Origin of the sequence: Alteromonas sp. MmMcT2-2 (assembly GCF_022348305.1) — a bacterium.
GTDB classification, from domain to species: Bacteria; Pseudomonadota; Gammaproteobacteria; order Enterobacterales; family Alteromonadaceae; genus Alteromonas; species Alteromonas macleodii.
This window is the reverse complement of sequence record NZ_JAKRFA010000030.1, coordinates 28,713-47,809: the sequence shown is the minus strand read 5'-3', so window position 1 is coordinate 47,809 and position 19,097 is coordinate 28,713. Positions and strand designations below refer to the sequence as shown.

General features: G+C 43.8%; 17 protein-coding genes, 3 tRNA genes and 1 pseudogene. 18 read left to right on the top strand and 3 right to left on the bottom strand.

Annotation, left to right across the window (positions count from 1 at the left end; all coding sequences use genetic code 11):
* Positions 1 to 126: 126 nt before the first annotated feature.
* Complete coding sequence (locus tag MHM99_RS15645) at positions 127 to 1,017, top strand: class III extradiol ring-cleavage dioxygenase (protein WP_239220121.1); 891 nt, start codon at positions 127 to 129, stop codon at positions 1,015 to 1,017.
* Positions 1,018 to 1,641: 624 nt separating this feature from the next.
* On the opposite strand, the gene MHM99_RS15640 is transcribed toward MHM99_RS15645, so the two are convergent.
* Positions 1,642 to 2,043 (bottom strand): hypothetical protein, encoded by a 402-nt coding sequence (locus MHM99_RS15640; protein ID WP_014949614.1) that lies wholly within the window; start codon positions 2,041 to 2,043, stop codon positions 1,642 to 1,644.
* Positions 2,044 to 2,473: 430 nt separating this feature from the next.
* Here MHM99_RS15640 and ovoA point away from each other — a divergent pair.
* From ovoA to MHM99_RS15555, 17 genes and pseudogenes are all read left to right on the top strand, one after another.
* Positions 2,474 to 4,577 (top strand): annotated as a pseudogene (gene ovoA / locus MHM99_RS15635) (5-histidylcysteine sulfoxide synthase).
* Between the two features lie 137 nt (positions 4,578 to 4,714).
* Positions 4,715 to 6,178 (top strand): aminotransferase class I/II-fold pyridoxal phosphate-dependent enzyme, encoded by a 1,464-nt coding sequence (locus MHM99_RS15630; RefSeq protein ID WP_049588230.1) that lies wholly within the window; start codon positions 4,715 to 4,717, stop codon positions 6,176 to 6,178.
* A gap of 207 nt (positions 6,179 to 6,385) precedes the next feature.
* Entirely contained in the window at positions 6,386 to 7,114 is a 729-nt protein-coding gene (locus MHM99_RS15625) for a pirin family protein (RefSeq protein WP_049588228.1), read from the top strand.
* Positions 7,115 to 7,294: 180 nt separating this feature from the next.
* On the top strand, positions 7,295 to 7,939 hold the full coding sequence (gene uvrY, locus MHM99_RS15620; RefSeq protein WP_049588227.1) for a UvrY/SirA/GacA family response regulator transcription factor: 645 nt from the start codon (positions 7,295 to 7,297) through the stop codon (positions 7,937 to 7,939).
* A gap of 31 nt (positions 7,940 to 7,970) precedes the next feature.
* On the top strand, positions 7,971 to 9,788 hold the full coding sequence (gene uvrC / locus MHM99_RS15615) for an excinuclease ABC subunit UvrC (RefSeq protein ID WP_049588225.1): 1,818 nt from the start codon (positions 7,971 to 7,973) through the stop codon (positions 9,786 to 9,788).
* A 123-nt stretch (positions 9,789 to 9,911) separates the two neighbouring features.
* Positions 9,912 to 10,484: a CDP-diacylglycerol--glycerol-3-phosphate 3-phosphatidyltransferase gene (pgsA, locus tag MHM99_RS15610; RefSeq protein WP_049588224.1), complete on the top strand. Its 573-nt coding sequence runs from the start codon at positions 9,912 to 9,914 to the stop codon at positions 10,482 to 10,484.
* A 169-nt stretch (positions 10,485 to 10,653) separates the two neighbouring features.
* Positions 10,654 to 10,729, top strand: a tRNA-Gly gene (locus MHM99_RS15605).
* Positions 10,730 to 10,770: 41 nt separating this feature from the next.
* Positions 10,771 to 10,844 (top strand) — tRNA-Cys (locus MHM99_RS15600).
* Between the two features lie 59 nt (positions 10,845 to 10,903).
* Positions 10,904 to 10,990, top strand: a tRNA-Leu gene (locus tag MHM99_RS15595).
* A gap of 128 nt (positions 10,991 to 11,118) precedes the next feature.
* Positions 11,119 to 11,811: a DTW domain-containing protein gene (locus tag MHM99_RS15590; RefSeq protein ID WP_014976631.1), complete on the top strand. Its 693-nt coding sequence runs from the start codon at positions 11,119 to 11,121 to the stop codon at positions 11,809 to 11,811.
* A 74-nt stretch (positions 11,812 to 11,885) separates the two neighbouring features.
* Positions 11,886 to 12,383: a thiol peroxidase gene (tpx, locus tag MHM99_RS15585; RefSeq protein ID WP_014949606.1), complete on the top strand. Its 498-nt coding sequence runs from the start codon at positions 11,886 to 11,888 to the stop codon at positions 12,381 to 12,383.
* 122 nt (positions 12,384 to 12,505) lie between these two features.
* Positions 12,506 to 13,336, top strand: coding sequence for a sulfurtransferase (locus MHM99_RS15580; protein WP_049588222.1), 831 nt, complete (start codon positions 12,506 to 12,508; stop codon positions 13,334 to 13,336).
* Positions 13,337 to 13,418: 82 nt separating this feature from the next.
* Positions 13,419 to 14,144: a Sir2 family NAD+-dependent deacetylase gene (cobB, locus tag MHM99_RS15575; protein WP_049588221.1), complete on the top strand. Its 726-nt coding sequence runs from the start codon at positions 13,419 to 13,421 to the stop codon at positions 14,142 to 14,144.
* 12 nt (positions 14,145 to 14,156) lie between these two features.
* Entirely contained in the window at positions 14,157 to 14,783 is a 627-nt protein-coding gene (locus MHM99_RS15570; protein WP_014949603.1) for a LysE family transporter, read from the top strand.
* Positions 14,784 to 14,865: 82 nt separating this feature from the next.
* Positions 14,866 to 15,597: a stress protein gene (locus tag MHM99_RS15565; RefSeq protein ID WP_014949602.1), complete on the top strand. Its 732-nt coding sequence runs from the start codon at positions 14,866 to 14,868 to the stop codon at positions 15,595 to 15,597.
* Positions 15,590 to 16,381: a glucosaminidase domain-containing protein gene (locus tag MHM99_RS15560; RefSeq protein WP_049588219.1), complete on the top strand. Its 792-nt coding sequence runs from the start codon at positions 15,590 to 15,592 to the stop codon at positions 16,379 to 16,381. The genes MHM99_RS15565 and MHM99_RS15560 overlap by 8 nt, the downstream gene beginning before the upstream one ends.
* A complete protein-coding gene (locus MHM99_RS15555) occupies positions 16,378 to 17,025 on the top strand; it encodes a DUF2987 domain-containing protein (RefSeq protein WP_014976627.1) in 648 nt (215 codons plus the stop codon). The genes MHM99_RS15560 and MHM99_RS15555 overlap by 4 nt, the downstream gene beginning before the upstream one ends.
* Positions 17,026 to 17,039: 14 nt before the next feature.
* On the opposite strand, the gene MHM99_RS15550 is transcribed toward MHM99_RS15555, so the two are convergent.
* Both MHM99_RS15550 and ttcA read right to left on the bottom strand, forming a co-directional pair.
* Positions 17,040 to 18,062 (bottom strand): patatin-like phospholipase family protein, encoded by a 1,023-nt coding sequence (locus MHM99_RS15550; protein WP_014979378.1) that lies wholly within the window; start codon positions 18,060 to 18,062, stop codon positions 17,040 to 17,042.
* Positions 18,063 to 19,016: a tRNA 2-thiocytidine(32) synthetase TtcA gene (gene ttcA, locus MHM99_RS15545; protein WP_014949598.1), complete on the bottom strand. Its 954-nt coding sequence runs from the start codon at positions 19,014 to 19,016 to the stop codon at positions 18,063 to 18,065.
* Positions 19,017 to 19,097 lie beyond the last annotated feature (81 nt).

Here is a 19,097-nt window from a genome sequence, read left to right as displayed (position 1 = left end):
AATGGCTATAGAGCCCTTATATCAATCCGCATTGATAATTGCCCACTCTGAAGACGCTGGCAAGTTTCCTAGCGAAGCGTGGGAATGCAGGAATGGTATTCTCTACATCTAACAAGGTATGGTTTTATGCAACAGCGAACGCAAACTCGCCCGTCTGTGAGAATTAACACCGCTTATATTTCTCATGGTGGAGGGCCGCTTCCACTTCTTGAAATGCAGTCAGTAGGAGAGGCGAGAATGCCTGCCTATCACATTGAAATGATTGAAGCGCTCAAAGCATTATCAACAGATTTACCCAAACCTGATGCAGTCATAGTGATTAGTGCCCATTGGGAAGATACTGAAGTCTGTGTAACTACTCACCCAGAACCTTCCTTGATTTATGACTATTATGGCTTCCCTAAAGAGGCGTATTCCCTTGAATATCCGGCCAAAGGGGAAGTAGCACTCGCAACTTTATTACTAAAGCGTTTAGCAGGGCAAGGCATCGCTGTACGGGAGGATAGGGCACGTGGTTTCGATCATGGAATGTTCATTCCCCTAAGTATTATGTATCCCAGTGCCGATGTACCCTGTATTCAACTATCCATTACGTCTGATTTGGATTCTAAAAAGCATGTGCTATTGGGGGAAGCAATTAGGAAAGCTGTTGAACTCGGGGTAGAGCCTGTAAATAGTGAAGCAAAGAACGAAGTGAATATTTTAGTATTGGGCTCGGGGTCTTCTTTTCATAATATGCAGGGCTTTTTTGATAGCTCCGATGATGCAATGCGAAAAGCAACGCGCTTTAATAACTGGCTTCAGACAACTATGCAGACCAGTGCCTACAGCGAGAATGAACGAAAAGCTCGTCTTGTTGAATGGTACAGCGCGCCGGATGCGCGATACGCCCATCCTAGAGAAGAGCACCTTCTCCCTCTCCATGTTTGTTATGGTGTTAATAATAGAGCAGCTGATAAAGCTCTGTCTTTAACGCTTCTAACCAAACCTGCAAGCATGTTTATGTGGTGTGATTGACCAGTGCTTCACATTGCCGCGTCAGTGCAACACCTGATTGGATACCGGCTGCGTTAAACGAGAGCAATTAAATTTTGAACACTTTGAAGAGCCCGGTTTAATGCACCTGACTTGAAATCAGACGTGGGGTCAAACCCACCGGGGGTTCGAATCCCTCACTCTCCGCCAAATACGAAAAACCCGCACATTGTTGCGGGTTTTTTTATGGGCTAAATTTACGCGCTTTAGTATATGGCTATAGCCAAGAGTGAAACCTACGCAAAACTATATTGTTCAAAGCTAAACGAACATTATCATTTTGGCATCATGAACTGTCTACGTGCATAGAATACCTAATGAGAATTTTTGAGTGAGAACTTCAATCGCTTTTAAAAAACGTCGTTTTAAGTTTTACGTGCATTTATAGTAGGTTAACGCTAATAGTGTTTTTAAATAATGAGAACGCAGGTCATTTTCTACCAAGATGGTTATTAAGAGCCCGGTTTAATGCACCTGACTTGAAATCAGACGTGGGGTCAAACCCACCGGGGGTTCGAATCCCTCACTCTCCGCCAAATACGAAAAACCCGCACTTAGTTGCGGGTTTTTTTATGGGTCAAATAAAAACGTGCTGCTAGAACGTTTTCAACCAACCTCGTTACACGTTGTAGTGTCGATACTTATCACCGCATAAAAATCATTATTCTTATCGTTGTACAAATAATTAACTGTAATTCCATGTCGCCTAAAAATTTCTTGCGAGGGTGAAGTGCACACATACGGATAGAGCTTCTTTTGTTGTTCCTCTACAAATTGATTAACGCCTTTGTTTTGAGTCAACGTCATAGAGCGATAGTGATAAGTGATCTCTCCGTCACTGGTTGATAGGCGCTCCATAGTGAGTGTTGGGTTTACAATTAAAGGGGTACTCTTATTGCCTTTGCGAACGGCTTCATTGAGAAGCGCATTAGTATAGTTGTCAGCTGCAGTCGCGGGTGAACCGTACAACGAGAGCAGCGTTACTGCTATGTAAATTACTGATTTCATGTTAAGAAAAATCCTTTTTCGTTTCTGAAGGTGTGAAGGTATAAGCGTATAAGTATGCTGTTTACCGACGCAGCTTATTGGCCAACGTTGAATCGGGCATTTAGTAAGCTAGGTAAACGTAACATGATAACCAACGGTATCTCCATGCTTTTTATGATCACGAGCTTTAAGTTAAACGGTGTTTCACAGCATCATCGCAGGCATAAGTTTGTTATGAAATATTTTCTGATCTCATCCTGTCAGTATCTTGTAATTACAAAACACTTCATAAAAACCAAGTTATGTCGCGCTTTATTCACAAAAGCTTGATATATATAAAAAGGTTAATAATCAACTGAAATCATTACGGCATTTAAAAGCGTCATTCGTGCTTGCACGTTTCGCTTCTCCTACGCAGTTGGTGGTTATAAAAAGAATTCGAGAGGACATTATGCAGGCAATGCCCACACTTAATTTACGGGACGGAACAGTTGAGCAAAAAAGACAGGAAATAAAGGCTTATTTCCTCGATTCCTTTGATACCTACGAATCGCTTTTCTCTTGTCTTGCCAATGATGACGTGTTTTATCAACGACCTGAAAAGTTGCGCCATCCGTTAATTTTCTATTTTGGTCATACTGCTACTTTCTTTATCAATAAATTAGTACTGTCTAAAGCAATAAACGAGCGCATTAACCCAAAATTTGAATCGCTATTTGCCATTGGTGTTGATGAAATGAGTTGGGATGATCTCAACGATGAAAATTACGACTGGCCGAAGGTGGAAGAGGTACGTCAATATCGTAATCAAGTGCGCACATTGGTATGCGATTTAATAGATACCATGTCTTTTATCATGCCTATTGACTGGGAAAGTCCAATGTGGCCCGTTGTTATGGGAATAGAGCATGAACGTATTCATTTAGAAACCTCATCTGTTCTAATCCGACAGCTACCCATTGCATCGGTACGCCCCAGCCCAGAATGGCCTGCATGTAGCACTATGCAAACTAATGCTGAAGCGTTAGAGGCTAATGTTTTAATGACCGTTCCGGCACAGAAAGTCATAAATGACAAAGCGTGGGACAGTGCTTATTACGGCTGGGACAATGAATATGGTTCTCAGCAAGAATCCGTTAGCGAGTTTAGTGCGTCTAAATTTCTTGTAAGTAATGGTGAGTATTTATCGTTTGTGCAAGACGGCGGCTATAACAACGCAAAATACTGGGAGGCTGAAGGTAATAAGTGGCGTGAATATACTAAAGCGCAGCACCCTGTATTTTGGATTAAAAAGGGTGATGAGTATTTATATCGCAGTATGCTTGAAGAGCATCCACTACCTTTAGATTGGCCTGTGGATGTGAATTATCATGAAGCGAAAGCGTTTTGTAACTACTTGAGTGAAAAAACGGGTGAGCTTATCCGTCTGCCGACTGAAAATGAATGGCAAGCGTTACGTCAGCAGGCTGGTGTAACACAAACCGTATACAGCGAAGGCTTTACTGCAAAAATATGCGTCGAGTGAACCTGTTAATGTTAATAAGTCCGGCGAATTTTATGATGTTGTTGGCAACGTATGGCAATGGACGGAAACACCCATCTATCCGTTTGAAGGCTTTAACGTTCATCCTTTGTATGACGACTTTACAACACCCACATTTGACAATAAGCATAACCTCATTAAAGGTGGCAGTTGGGTATCTACTGGTAACGAAGCAATGAAAGATAGTCGTTACGCTTTTAGGCGCCACTTCTTTCAGCACGCGGGGTTTCGGTATGTTCAAGGAAAGCGAGTTATAGCGGTGAACGATTTTGATTATGAAAGTGATACACAGGTTTCGCAATACAGTGAATTCCATTACGGCGACGAGTACTACGGCGTCCCTAATTTTGCTAAAGCCAGTGCGCAGTTTTGTATTGACGCTATGCAAGGGCGTCAACACGCTAGAGCGTTAGATTTGGGGTGTGCCGTTGGTCGGTCCACCTTTGAACTTGCAAAATACTTCGATCATGTCGATGGCATCGATTTTTCTGCACGCTTTATAAAAACAGCGTTTGAGATGCAAGAGCGTGGTGAAATACGCTATAACCTTATAGAAGAAGGTGAACTTACGTCGTTTAAGGCGCGCAAGCTCTCTGCGCTCGGTTTAGATGACAGTGTAGACAAGGTTGCTTTCGCACAAGGTGATGCGTGTAATTTGAAGCCGCAGTACACAGGCTACGACTTGATCTTCTTAGGCAACCTTATTGATAGAGTGTATAGTCCAAGAAAGGTATTAACGGACATGGCCACGCGGCTAAATAAAGGTGGATTGCTTGTTGTCGCCAGCCCCTTTACATGGTTGGAAGAGTATACCGAAAGAAGTGAGTGGTTGGGCGGCTACAAAGATGAAAATGGTGAAACGCTTAGCTCTACTCAGGCGCTTGAAGATGCATTAGGTCAAAGCTTTAAACGAATTGCTGAACCTAAAGACATTCCATTTGTCATTCGAGAAACAAAGCGGAAATACCAACATACGCTTTCTGAATTTAACGTGTTTGAAAAGATAGAGTAACACGGTGTCTTTTAAGGCGTGTGTGCAGTGTAAAGTGGGCGCGGTACGCGTGTAACGTGCTTATAAGTATAGTAGATTTCAGAAGGCCTTTAGCCAATAGTAAATGCGTAAGGCTATATAAATAGGATAATGTGAAGGTGAGCAACGCGCTAAGCCATTTCCCCGTGTTCAACGCTATGCAAAGCGAGTTTATGCCTTACAAGGATGTATGGCAGGCACCTTCTCACCTGAAACTCGATCAAACTCGTCTTAAATATTCAGCGATATTTCGCCGCTTTCAGGGCGCGTCTTCATCTCAAGCGAACGTTGTCGCGTCTCAGCAAGACCCTATTCCAATGTGGATAGCGGATATGGACATCCCGCCTTGTGATGAAATTCTCAGCGCGATTACACAAAACCTTCGCTCTACTTATGGATATCAGTCCCTTGATATCGGTGACGCGGTAGCAAAACGTTTTGAGCGTACCACGCAAAAAAGTAGTCGATTTAAAGTGGAAAGTGGCGATGTTGTGGATGTTGCGAGCGCAATAGGAGCAATAGACGTTGCGCTTCACACTTTTTGCCAACCTGGTCAAAAAGTCATGGTTTTAACACCAACCTATTCCCCTTTAACAGAGACTATTCATAATAACGGCTTAACGCCAGTATCTATTCCAGTCATTCAAAACACGCGTCAAATTCAGACTAAGCTTTCTGAAGTTGCCGCGACAAAGGATAGCGACAAGAGTCGTCAGGAAGACGTCGAAGGTTCTAACGCAACTATAGATACTTCAACCTTCGATAGTGCTGCGGCTGCATTCGTGATTTGCCATCCTAATAACCCTACAGGTACAGTGTTAAGTGCAGAAGAGCAGCGTGTTATTATGAGCTTCTGCGCCAAGAACGATATTTTAATGATCACTGATGAGGTGCACAGCGAGTTTGCATTTAACTCGTCAAATGAACCAACGCTAATCCCCATGTTTGGTGCAGAGGTAAGCAATAAGAGCGAGAGGCGCAAAGAAAGTCAAAACGGTGGTAACATCCATACTCATCAACTGCCACGCATTATCCACATCAATAGCGTATCCAAGGCGTTTAACCTAGCGAGTATTCCAGGTGCATCGTATGCGGTCATTAAGGATAAAACAATCAGAGAGACGTTTGCCCAAGCTATTAATAGCAGGCACCTGAACGCAAGTAACTTAGGAAAAGTTGCGTTGATTGCCGCCTATGAGAAGGGAAGTACTTGGTTAGACAGCGTAAAAAGTGCGTTGAGCTTCAACCGAAAGCTTGTTGTGCGCTTCTTTGAGCACTATGGTTTATCTGTTAATTATACAATGGGCAGCGCTGGCTATTTCTTGTGGCTAGACCTTTCAACATTCCCTTCGCATTTAACACAGCCGAACAGTATCGCTTCTGTGCATGAAGCTCCTTTAGGTGACGCTTCTCGTCAACCTCTCAAATATTCACCCGTGACCACTGTGGAAGGATGTATTGAGCGAGGCGTGATAGGTAACGACGGCGCGACCTTTGGTTCTCCACACCATATTAGGCTAAATTTAGCCTGTCACCCTGCGGTTGTAGAAACCGCGCTGCAAAGACTGTGCTTTATTTCTTAGCGTAGCTTAACCCGCATCTGTTGACCGATAGTTAGTTTAATTCTAAATATTAGAATAATATGCTCAAATATATGACGTTTTATTTCTATTAAAGAGGATTAAAATGGCCTTATTAAATAATTAGCCCTTAACACATGTTCTATCGCCCAGCGTTACTCCTGCTGGGCAGAAGAGTCAGTGGCGGCTTACGGTTATAAGGAATGCAAGATGATGTATTTGAGAAAAGCGAATGAAAGAGGAAAAGTGAACTTTGGCTGGCTAAAAAGCCAACATAGCTTTTCGTTTGGACATTATTATGATGCAAAACATATGGGGTTTTCAGCGCTACGGGTTATCAATGACGATGTTGTTCAGGCCGGCAGAGGTTTTGAAACCCACGGTCACAGAGATATGGAGATAATTTCATATGTTGTGAGCGGTGCTTTAAAGCACAAAGATAATACCGGTAATGAGTACGTAGTGCCTGCGGGTGACGTGCAAGTAATGAGTGCAGGTAAGGGTATTATGCATTCGGAGTTTAACCCTTCTACTGAAGAGCCTGTTAACTTTCTGCAAATTTGGATTGTGCCCAATGAAAAAGGCGGTACGCCCAGCTATGCGCAAAAAACCTTTGGCACACAGGCGGGTGGAAATAACCATGATTCAAAGCTTGAATTATTAGTAAGTGATAACGGTAGGGAAGGGTCATTACGCATTAAGCAAAATGCGGCAATCAGCCGTTTAACTTTGAAAGCTGGCGAAACATGGGAGCATGGCACTGAAGACCAAAAGGGTTACCTTCATATGATTAGCGGTAATGTACAGGCTGTGGTAGACAGTGAAACGAATGCAGTTGAAATAGAGGCAGGCGATGCTTTGGGTATTTACGAGCAAGACATCATTCGTCTGAAAGCCTCAGAGGAAAGTGTGGCCTTGTGGTTTGAATTACCTAAATAGCTGCCTAAAAGTAATCTAGATCAATAATTAAGTTTCAAATTGAGTATCTCTACTTCACGAATTCTTATCTCATGGTATTATGACTTGGATGAGGTTAAAGGCTTGTAATACTTCTCATTGATGAGCATTATCAGTCTTTATTCCAGTTGTATGTAAAACTGAAGTCAGTGAGATACTAGAGTGATAAAAATAATCCTAGCAGATGACCATGATTTGGTCAGAACAGGGATACGCCGGATTCTGGAAGACGTAAACGATTTTACTATCCTCGCCGAAGCGAAGAACGGTGAAGACGCGGTACTTTTGTGCCGAAAAAACGCGCCAGATGTGGTACTCATGGACGTGAATATGCCCGGTATTGGTGGACTGGAAGCGACAAAGAGAATTGTTCGTATGTCTGAAAATACGCGTGTTATTTGTGTTTCAATGCACAAGGAAAGTCCTATTCCAATGCAAGTTATGGACGCAGGCGCATACGGTTTTCTGACAAAAGATGCAGAGCCAGACGAAGTAATACGCGCTATCCATAAAGTTGCGGCAGGACAAAAGTATGTTGATCAAGAAGTGGCCAATAGCATAGCCATCGGTAAGTTATTGCCTAGTTCGGATAATCCGTTTGACGAGCTATCGAGTAGAGAACTTACAATAGCAATGCGATTAACCGAAGGTCACAAAGTGCCGGATATAGCCCGAGAACTCAGTATTAACTCAAAAACGGTTAATACTTACCGTTACCGAATGTTTCAAAAGTTAGGCGTAAATTCTGATGTAGAGCTAACGCACTTGGCCTATCGCCATAAGCTTATCAATCCTAACACCTTTTAAGCGTCACTAGACGCGCAACGTCAAAGTGATTATGTCTGCATTTGATTCAGCAGCATTTCTTAAGAATCTAACCTCTCAACCTGGCGTGTACCGCATGTACAATAGTCAGGAAGAGGTTATTTACGTAGGAAAAGCCAAAAACCTTAAAAAGCGCGTATCAAGCTATTTTCGTAGTAATCTTGATAACGCCAAAACGCGTTCGCTAGTTAGTCAGATTGCGAACATGGATGTCACAGTTGTAAACAGCGAAACTGAAGCGTTTTTGCTTGAGAACAACTTCATCAAGAAATACAAACCGCGTTACAACGTGGTCATGCGTGACGACAAGTCTTATCCCTTTATCTTCTTATCCGATCACGAACATCCAAGACTTTCTTTCCATCGCGGCCCTCAAAAGAAAAAGGGCGAATACTTTGGCCCATACCCCAGTGCGTGGTCGGTGCGAGAAAGCTTGCGTTCAATGCAGCGAATCTTCCCCGTACGTCAGTGTGAAGATAGCTATTACCGAGCACGCAGTAGACCTTGTCTTCAGTATCAGATGCAGCGCTGCAGTGCGCCGTGTGTAGAAGGCTATGTAAGCGATGAAGAATATAAAGAGCAGGTCAATTTTGCACGCTTGTTCTTGAAAGGTAAAAACCAGCAGGTCATTGGTGGGCTGGTGGAAAAGATGGAAGCAGCCAGCGAGGCACTAAACTTTGAAGCCGCTGCCCGTTACCGCGATCAGATTAATGCACTAAGAAAAGTGCAAGAACGACAGTGGGTTGCCGGTACTCAAGACGAAATGGATGTGTTTGGGTTTGCGTTTAAAGGCAATATGGCGTGTATTCAGGTAATGTTTATTCGCGAAGGGCAGTTGTTAGGCAGCAAGGCCTATTTTCCCAAAGTACCCAACACTGCCGATGAACAAGAAGTTTTTGAATCTTTCTTCCTACAGTTCTATCTGGCGGGAAACAAAGTTATTCCAAAGCAGATAGTACTTGGCAATACATTAACTGACGAAGACGCTATAGCAGATGTACTAGCTAGTGAAGCTGGGCACAAGGTTCAGTTCTTTAAAGGGGCGAGGGAAGAGAAGCGCAAGTACCTGCAGCTCGCGCAGTCAAATGCGCAAACTGCGTTAGATGCTCAATACAGTCAGCAAAAGTCTGTGTTTGCACGCTATCTCGACTTAGAAGCGGCACTGGAAGTTGATACGCCTATTCAACGCATGGAGTGTTTTGATATATCACACACGTCTGGCCAGCAAACGGTGGCTTCGTGTGTGGTATTTAAACGTGAAGGTCCGCACAAAAGTGACTATCGCCGATACAATATAGAAGGCATTACCCCAGGTGATGACTACGCGGCCATGGCACAGGCGTTAAAACGTCGCTACAAGTCAGTGAAAGAAGTGCAAAAAATACCAGACCTTCTATTAATAGACGGTGGTAAAGGACAGCTTGCCCAAGCAGAAGCGTTTTTTGAAGATTGGCCCCATGATAAAAAGCCTATGCTGTTAGGCGTGGCAAAAGGCACCACCCGTAAGCCTGGCTTAGAAACACTAATACTGGCAGGTAGCCATCAGGTTCTGCCGATGGATAGCCATTCGCCAGGGCTTCACCTTATTCAGCATATTCGCGACGAGTCTCACCGATTTGCCATTACTGGGCACCGCAACCGACGCCAGAAAGTTAAAACCACGTCGAGTTTGGAAAGCATACCTGGTATTGGTGCAAAACGCAGACAAACACTGCTTAAATTCATGGGGGGCTTGCAGGGTCTTAAGAAAGCCAGCAAAGATGAAATTTCAAATGTACCTGGTATAAGCCCTGAACTGGCGGAAACTATTTACGACCACCTTCATCAATAAATGAATGAGTAACAAGCAATGCATTACAAATTAAGGTAATGTGTTAGAAAAATGAAAGATGCAGAGCTTATACGCTACCGCGCTAAAACGCCCATAGAGGCATAACACCGAGACGTACTTTTTATGTGGACTGTTCCAAACTGTGTTACTTTATTCCGAGTAATCCTTATTCCTGTATTTGTAGTTGTTTATTTTCTTGATTGGCGCTGGGCGCACGAGGCAGGCGCATTTATTTTTTGGCTTGCGGCAATAACGGACTGGTTTGACGGCTATCTAGCAAGAAAACTACAGCAGTCTACACCTTTTGGTGCATTCTTAGATCCTGTAGCAGACAAGCTCATTGTGGGCGCTGCTCTTCTTATGATTACTCATAGTTATGCAAACCTGTGGATCACGTTGCCATCTATTGCGCTATTGGTTCGTGAAATTTATGTGTCGGCGTTACGTGAATGGATGGGTTCGAATGGTGTAAGGGATGCGGTTAAAGTGTCTTTTATAGGTAAAGCAAAAACCACTGCGCAAATGTTAGCCTTAATTGGCTTGTTGTCGGGATTAGAAACCTTTATGGGCATAACTATTTATTGGGTTTCTTTAGGTTATATTCTTTTATATTTCTCAGCAGTGCTGTCAATTTGGTCAATGTTTGTTTATACAAAAGCGGCCTGGCCACACCTTCGAAGTGGCGCAGTAAAGTGAAATTGATCGTACATTAATCAAAGTGAATAAAAAAATAGCAAACGATCATAAAAAACCGCATTTATCTCAATTTAAACGCTTTTTTGTGTTGACAGTTTTGAATGGGTAGGTAGAATGCACCCCACATTTCGAGAGGACATCAACCAAACGAAATGGTCGATTAAGACATGCGGGAATAGCTCAGTTGGTAGAGCACGACCTTGCCAAGGTCGGGGTCGCGAGTTCGAATCTCGTTTCCCGCTCCAATCTCTTAGAGATGAGTTTTAATCACGCGCCAGACGCATCTGGCGGAATGGCAGAATGGCTATGCAGCGGATTGCAAATCCGTCTATCTCGGTTCGACTCCGGGTTCCGCCTCCAAACGCTGCAACGCAGCATCAGGTTCTACGCCTGACACCTTTGCTGAAAAGCAACCCGATGCCCGGGTGGTGAAATTGGTAGACACAAGGGATTTAAAATCCCTCGCTGGTAACAGCGTGCCGGTTCAAGTCCGGCCCCGGGCACCATTTATCTACTCCCAATTTTCCAAACTTTAAATCAAAAAATTGATAAGATAATTGCGCTCTTTTATCACAAATTACTATGGTAAAATCCATAAAAATTTTGGCAAAGACGTACTATCTTGAATTCTGTTATGTCACTTCGTTTAGATGAGTTATCTCGTGCTGAACGTCCATTCCACGCTCGTGGGAGTAAAGTAGTTCGCTGCGACGCGTGTCTGCTTCCAACGCAAAACTGTATTTGTGAATTTAAGCCTGAGGCTGGCACTGATGTGGCGGTTTTGTTCTTGATGTACAAAGGCGAATATTATAAGCCTACTAATACCGGTCGTTTAATTGCGGACGTGGTTAAAGATAACCACGCATTTTTGTGGAAGCGCACCGAGCCAGAAGAGGCGCTATTGGCGTTACTTCGCAACGAAAAATATTTTCCTATCGTGGTATTTCCACACGAATATGCTGCAGCTGAACGTTGTATTGATACGCCACCATTGAATACTGGGAAAACGTTACTATTTATTTTCTTGGATGGAACGTGGCGTGAAGCAAAAAAAATGTTCGTGAAGAGCCCTTACTTGCATGACTTTCCTGTGTTGGGCGTGAGTATGGACGTAGCGTCAGATTATTTACTACGCGAATCTACCCATGATTTCCAACACTGTACTGCTGAAGTTGGTATTAGCGTTTTAGACCTTGCAGAACAGAAGCAAGGGGCGCAAACCTTAGCGCATTATTTCAGTGTGTTTAGACGGGAATATTTAAAAGGTAAGCCTCATTTGCAGCATAAGCTTGCGTTTGCAGAGTCGCAGGTTAAAAGTAACATTTAAAAAGCGTCACTTTTATTTGCGAAAGTATTGTTTTACATCCACTATTTCATATTAACAAAACACGGAGAAAGCGAATGGCATCAGTTACTTTTCAAGGCAATACAGTTACGACAAAGGGTCAGCTTCCTGAAGTAGGCACATCTGCACCAGACTTTACATTAGTGAAAGCAGATTTGGGTGAAGTAACACTGTCTGAGCTTGCAGGAAAAAATGTGGTATTAAACATTTTCCCTTCTATCGACACGGGAACATGTGCAATGTCTGTCCGTAAATTCAACGAAGAAGCGGCAAAATTGGATAACACTACAGTTATCTGTGTATCGGCAGACCTTCCGTTTGCAGCGGGTCGTTTCTGTGGTGCTGAAGGTATTGAAAATGTACTTACAGGCTCGACTTTCCGCTCAAGCTTTGGTGATGACTATGGTGTTACCTTTGAATCAGCGCCGCTTACTGGGCTGCTGTCTCGTTCAGTAGTGGTTATCGATGCCGAAGGCAAAGTGGTTTACACAGAGCAAGTTGCAGAAACAACAGAAGAGCCGAACTACGACGCGGCTATCGCAGCTCTTAGCTAAGTAGATCCGCAACATAGGTTAGTTGGTTAGCTAACTATGTAATGTGTTTGAATACGTACCGATTTGTTTTATCGGGGTATTACAGGGCACTCACTGATGTGGGTGCCTTTTAGGAGAATGTAATGGCATCGGTATTGCTCTCAGTTGGTGAATTAGCAAATGTAATGCAACAAAAGCCGGTAACGCTTGTACGAGCGTTAATGGACGACCCCGTTTCAAAAACACCAGATACGCGCACGGCAATGGTTTTACCTGCGTCAGTCGACTTTGACTTAGATAGTGAAGGTAGCGATCACACTACAGGTCTCCCTCACAGTATGCCTTCTGCAAATGACCTTGCAATTTATCTTGGTAATCAGGGTATAACAGCGAATACACCTATTACGGTATACGATACCCGTGGAATATATTCTGCGCCAAGAGTGTGGTGGATGTTAAAAGCGTTGGGCCACCAAGATGTTTATATATTAAATGGCGGACAGCCTGCATGGGAAAAAGCAGCGCTGCCGGTTTCAGAACAACAACAATACGGAAAATTAACCTATCAAGCTACACCTAGGCCTGGTTGGTTCGCAAATTCCGGTGCAGTTCTTCAGGCAATAAATACTGAAGCACAACTTGTTGATGCGCGTAGCGCGCCGCGATTCAAAGGAGAAGTGTCAGAGCCTCGTGAAGGAGTACGTTCAGGTCATATGCCTGGAGCGTTTAATATTCCTTTTGACACCTTACTCAAAAGCGGGCATTTTTTGCCAGTTGAGCAGCTTAAGGCTATTTTTGACCGCGCTAATATCGATTTACGCAAACCTATTATTTGTACGTGTGGTTCTGGCGTTACCGCCTGCATAATTGGTGTGGCGGCATTATTGTGCGGCGCTACTCAGGTTTCAGTATACGATGGCTCTTGGTCAGAGTGGGGCGCTGATACTCAATATCCTGTGGTCAAAGGTATGTAAAGAGTCGCGGCTTTTAACTAAGTAAATATACAACATGCTAATCGTATAATTAGCGCTATAACTACAGAGTAAGAACAACCTGATGCCATCTGATCAATCTCTACCCAATATTGTTATTCTTACCGGTGCGGGTATTTCCGCTGAATCTGGATTAAAGACATTTCGGGATAATGACGGCCTTTGGGAAAATCATCGCGTAGAAGAGGTGGCCACCCCAGAGGCTTTTGAACAAAATCCTAGCTTAGTTTATCGCTTTTACAACGCTCGACGTGCGCAGTTACAGCAAGACGACGTGAATCCTAATGCAGCGCATGAGGCGCTGGCCAAACTTGAGAAAGCGTTCGGTAGCAACCTGATGTTGGTTACTCAAAATGTGGATGACTTGCATGAGCGCGGTGGAAGCCAGTCTGTTTACCATATGCATGGCAAGCTGCTATCTGCGCGCTGCGCTATAAGCCAGCAGACTTTTGACTGGAGTGATAGTTTTGATCACACCACTAAATGCCCGTGTTGCAACAGAGTAACCTTACGACCGGATATCGTGTGGTTTGGTGAAATGCCCATGTACATGGAAGAGATTTACGATGCGCTTTCAAAGGCTGATGTGTTTATTGCCATTGGCACATCAGGTAATGTCTATCCTGCCGCGGGTTTTGTTCAGATCGCTAAAGAAAGTGGCGCACACACCATAGAGGCAAATTTGGAGCCGGGCGTAACTAATGCATTGTTCGATGAATCGCTAACAGGCCCTGCTTCTCACATCGTCCCACAATGGGTTGATCAATTAATATCAAAGTACGCACTGTAGGAGGCGCATGACATGCAGTATATGAATGAGTTTCTTACCATTGCGTTGGTACACCTTGTGGCTGTTGCTAGCCCAGGGCCAGATTTCGCGGTGGTTGTTCGAAACAGCGTGGCCTATGGCAGACGTATCGCCATGTACACCAGTATAGGGATTGGCTTAGCTATATTACTGCATGTGGCTTACTCGTTAGTGGGGCTTAGTGTGGTTATTGCAACTACTCCATGGTTATTCACCACGTTTAGCTATGCCGCCGCAGCTTATTTACTGTACCTTGCGTTTGGTGCGCTTAGAAGCGGGCCTGTAAAACAGGACCAGGCAGTTAACGCTGAAAAGAAAACATCCCACATATCTGCAAAGCGCGCAGTTTGGATGGGCTTTCTCACAAATGGACTAAACCCAAAAGCAACGCTATTTTTCCTCTCATTGTTTACTGCAATTATTAGTATTGATACTCCATTTACAGTGAAACTTGGCTACGGTATCTATTTAGCTATAGCTACTGGACTGTGGTTCTGTTTTCTTTCATACCTTTTGAGCACCAGTAAAGTAGCTGAGCTTATTGGTAAAAAAGGGTATTGGTTAGACCGTGCGATGGGGGTGCTACTCGTCGGTTTAGCTGCGAAATTAGTACTAGGTTAACGTTTGTTTACCTTACAAACAGGCATTTGTTTTTGTGAATTGGTATAATCCCGCCGATTTTTCAAAAAGATAAGAGAGTTGTGTGAAAGACGTAAACCAAGACCGCCTGAACAATACGTTGTCTAAACAGTATCAATTTGATACCAAAGGTCTATTGCGCCGCGCTGCCGGTTTAACAAAGGCAAACTTTTCATCATTGCTGCAGGGAAGTGTTGTTCTATTTTTGACGTTTGTCGTGTTAGGTGTATTTGCTCAGCAGTACATCACAATAAATGACGATGGGACCTATGTATTCGAGCATCAGTCTATCATAGAAATTGTTGCAATCTGCATCGTTGCCCCGCTGTTGACGGGGTTGTATATGATGGGCGTTTTTGTTGCCCGCGGCACTAAAACTTCAGTATTTACCGTATTCCAGTTTTTCCCCTTGATATTCTTGCTGGCGCTAACTCAGCTAGTAAACAGTATTCTTGTTCAACTAGGTATGATGTTGCTTATTATACCCGGCGTTTATTTTTATTTAGCCTCGTCCTTTTCACTTATGTTGGTTGCTGACAGAAAGTTAACGCCAATTAGTGCGATCATCCTGTCGTGTCGCGTATTTAATGCATATTGGGCTCAAATTGCCAGCATATTTGGTGTGTTCTTTTTACTGTTTGTGTCGGTGCCATTAACGCTGGGCTTTTCACTTATTTGGGTATTACCTTTTTATTTTAGTATGATGGGCTTGCTCTATCAGGAACTGATTGGCGAGCAGGGAGTAAGCACGGAAGCATCTGAAAACGATGTGAATGAGTCTAGCTTCGATGCATAAGCGTGAAACCTTTAAAATTGTCCTCATTACGTTAGGCGTATTGGCGGTAATCGTCATTAACGCCATAATTTTTACTGAGGACGAACCGGATATTTTAGATATACCGCAAACGGTTGAAGCTAAAAAGCCGGTGCCTAACTTCTCTGCCTATACAGATGTAAAAGAGAAGAAAGAGGCGTTTTTTAACTATTTACGCCCCGAAATAGAGAAGCAGAATGCGTATCTACTCACGCTTAGACATTACGTACAAACCTTATACAGAAAGGCGTTAGCTAACGAAACGCTCTCTGAAGAAGATATGGCAAGGCTTGAATGGTTAGAAGAGGAATATCGAGTTAAGCCAACGCAGCCGCTGAAATTAAAATTGCTAGCTCTGCTACAAAAGATTGATGTTCTACCTGCCGAACTCGTGCTTGTGCAAGCCGCGAATGAGTCAGCTTGGGGCACCAGCCGGTTCGCAAGAAAGGGCTATAACTTCTTTGGCTTATGGTGTTTCTCTAAGGGGTGTGGCTTTGTTCCGAACCGTCGAAACGATGGGGCATCTCATGAAGTTGCCAAATTCGACAGTTTGTCGCGTGCAACGTACACCTACATGCGAAATTTAAACCGCCACGACGCGTATGCGGATTTAAGAGAGATCCGCAGTCGACTGCGTGCAAACCAAATTCCTATTACTGGTGTTGCGTTAGCTGAAGGGCTAATGAACTATTCTGAGCGAGGAGCCGCTTATGTTGAAGAGCTTCAAACTATGATCCTATTTAACGAGGAGTTTTTATCCGAATGATACGCGCTGCTTTATTTTTTGCTTCATCTCTGTTTATTGGTGTAGGCAGTTCTTCCGTTGCTGCTGAAACGATAGATGTTGAGTACAGCCGTTTCTATAGCCATGTTAAAAAGCTGGATAATGAAGATACCCAAGCACTTCAGTTTGCATTCGGGTTTGTTCGTGTTGGCGAAGGGCGTTTATGTGAAGTTAACGGAGCGTCTATCGTAACCGATAAGAAAACAATGCCCTTAGAAGTGAGTGGTGAAGGGCGATTCACGGTGCCTACTGAAAAGGCCCTGAAACTTGCCAACGCACTGGTTCGCATCGATTTAAACGAACGCGCGAACGTGTGTGATATGTCGGTACAACTTGAAACCAAGCCGGAATATCTTAAGCAGTATTACACAAAAGACGACCTTACGTTTTTGTATGGTCAGTACGAAGCTTTCTTTAATGAAATGGGAAGTTTTTTGTCTTTCATGATGCCTTCGGTAAAGGGCTTGATGATTCAGTTTGATGACAAGAATTTAGATTTCATTACACCACAAGGTGTGCAAATCAATAACGGCGTATTGCATCTAGAACAAGATTGGATCAACGACGCAAAAGGCTTAACACTGCCTCATGCGCCGCTACGTGTTACCGCTATGGCTTCAAGCTAAATGCATATTTGGGATTAGGTAAGAAGCTGATACCTAATTTGCTCTGCTAAACGCGCGATGGTCTCTTCGCCCTTCGCGCATAGCTCTTCGGCTCTGTGGAATTCCATAATACCCACGTCGGTAAGCTGAGGCTCAATAAGAATGTCAGGCGGATCGCCAGCCAAACGTGAACGTGTGACGCGAGCTTGAAGTATCTCAAGTGAACTGCTCATCACGCTCATAATTCCCGGCGGGTTTCGCTTGTTCACTTTAGCGGGGACTTCGGTCAACTCTTCTTCCACTTTTTCAATCACATCAGAAGCAATGCCTTCTTCAGTCTTTACATTGCCAGCCGAGACGCTGTCTTTTTCATCTTTTTTCTCTAGGGCTTTTTCTTCTTTGTTGTCAGGAGAGAACCATTGGCGTAGTACGTTTTGACTCTTTGTAAAAAAGTCCTCGGTTTTGCGCTGGTTTTCTTCATGATCTTGTCTCAACTTTTCAAGACGAAGTGGTCGGAAATCGGCGTTAAGGTTAACCGCGATTACAAAATCGGCCCCTAATTGGCGACATAAGTTCACCGGTACAGGGTTTACAACGGCACCGTCTACCAACCAACGATCACCATGTGCTACGGGCGCAAAAAGTGCGGGAATAGCGCAGGATGCTTGAATGGTGTCTCCGATAGGACCAGAGTTAAACACTACTTCACGGCCGGTATAAAGGTCGGTAGCCACAGCCGCAAACGGCTTAAGCATGTCTTCATAAGTCGATTCACAAAACTCGCTTGCTAGCTTGTCGAAAACCTTCTGTCCGCTGGCAATGCCGCCGCGTCTAAGTCCTACACCCATAAGAGCAAGTACCTGCCAGTCGCTAAGGGAACAGGCCCACTCTTTCAATCCTTCCAGCTTGCCACTTGCGTAGGCAGCACCAACATAGGCACCAATAGAGCATCCCGCTACAACGTCAATTTTTACGCCGAGTTTTTCTAATGCTTCAATTATGCCAATGTGAGTCCAGCCCCTTGCGGCACCGGCACCTAGCGCAAGTCCGATTTTCATTTACTTAGGTTCCATAATGTTTATTACTTCAATAGTATTATCTTCATCACTGAAGTCCGTACTATTTTCTGTAGTGAAAGAAGGTTCATCGAACCCGATATCACCGTCTTCTACCGGGCCTTCTTGTGTAGCTATAGCTTTAAAATCATAAAGGTTGCTGTCGATTAAGTGTGAAGGCGCTACGTTTTGAAGCGCACGGAACATCGACTCTATACGACCTGGGAAGCGACGGTTCCAGTCTTGAAGCATAGCCTTTATGTTTTGGCGCTGTAGGTTTTCTTGTGAGCCACAAAGGTTACACGGAATAATCGGAAATTCAGCGGCCTGAGAATATTTCTCGATGTCTTTTTCTGTGCAGTACGCCAATGGACGAATAACGATGTGTTCACCGTTGTCGCTGACTAGCTTTGGCGGCATAGACTTAAGCTTGCCACCATGAAACATATTGAGGAAAAACGTTTCTAGCATGTCGTCGCGGTGATGACCTAATGCAATTTTAGTCGCACCTAACTCTTTTGCCGTGCGGTACAGAATACCACGGCGCAAGCGAGAACAGAGAGAGCAAGTCGTCTTTCCCTCTGGAATTTTGTCTTTAACAATAGAGTAGGTGTCTTCTTCTACAATTTTGTAGTCAACGCCAATGCTTTCTAGATATTCAGGCAAGATATGTTCTGGGAAACCAGGCTGCTTTTGGTCAAGATTAACCGCAACGATATCAAAGTGAATAGGCGCAATCTTCTTTAAAAACAATAAAATATCTAGCATGGTGTAGCTGTCTTTACCGCCAGATAAACACACCATTACTTTGTCGTTGTTTTCAATCATACCGAAATCGCCAATGGCTTTACCCACATTGCGGCGAAGTCGTTTCTGAAGTTTGTTGAAGTTGTACTTTTGCTTACTTTGCGCAGCATTTAATGGCGACGCGTCAGCACTGTTTGTGCCTAAACTCATAATTAACTAGCTTGGTTTGTGATAAAGCCACCATTATACATTAAAGCGGCTTTTCGAGACCATGCTTGTGAAGTTAAATTT

Bases quoted from the DNA above. Each gene is read 5' to 3' on its own strand.
- MHM99_RS15625 (WP_049588228.1), top strand. From the start codon at position 6,386: ATGATGTATTTGAGAAAAGCGAATGAAAGAGGAAAAGTGAACTTTGGC.
- MHM99_RS15560 (WP_049588219.1), top strand. From the start codon at position 15,590: ATGCATAAGCGTGAAACCTTTAAAATTGTCCTCATTACGTTAGGCGTA.
- MHM99_RS15550 (WP_014979378.1), bottom strand. From the start codon at position 18,062: ATGAAAATCGGACTTGCGCTAGGTGCCGGTGCCGCAAGGGGCTGGACT.
- MHM99_RS15555 (WP_014976627.1), top strand. From the start codon at position 16,378: ATGATACGCGCTGCTTTATTTTTTGCTTCATCTCTGTTTATTGGTGTA.
- cobB (WP_049588221.1), top strand. From the start codon at position 13,419: ATGCCATCTGATCAATCTCTACCCAATATTGTTATTCTTACCGGTGCG.
- MHM99_RS15640 (WP_014949614.1), bottom strand. From the start codon at position 2,043: ATGAAATCAGTAATTTACATAGCAGTAACGCTGCTCTCGTTGTACGGT.
- tpx (WP_014949606.1), top strand. From the start codon at position 11,886: ATGGCATCAGTTACTTTTCAAGGCAATACAGTTACGACAAAGGGTCAG.
- MHM99_RS15645 (WP_239220121.1), top strand. From the start codon at position 127: ATGCAACAGCGAACGCAAACTCGCCCGTCTGTGAGAATTAACACCGCT.
- MHM99_RS15580 (WP_049588222.1), top strand. From the start codon at position 12,506: ATGGCATCGGTATTGCTCTCAGTTGGTGAATTAGCAAATGTAATGCAA.
- MHM99_RS15570 (WP_014949603.1), top strand. From the start codon at position 14,157: ATGCAGTATATGAATGAGTTTCTTACCATTGCGTTGGTACACCTTGTG.
- MHM99_RS15590 (WP_014976631.1), top strand. From the start codon at position 11,119: ATGTCACTTCGTTTAGATGAGTTATCTCGTGCTGAACGTCCATTCCAC.
- uvrC (WP_049588225.1), top strand. From the start codon at position 7,971: ATGTCTGCATTTGATTCAGCAGCATTTCTTAAGAATCTAACCTCTCAA.
- pgsA (WP_049588224.1), top strand. From the start codon at position 9,912: ATGTGGACTGTTCCAAACTGTGTTACTTTATTCCGAGTAATCCTTATT.
- ttcA (WP_014949598.1), bottom strand. From the start codon at position 19,016: ATGAGTTTAGGCACAAACAGTGCTGACGCGTCGCCATTAAATGCTGCG.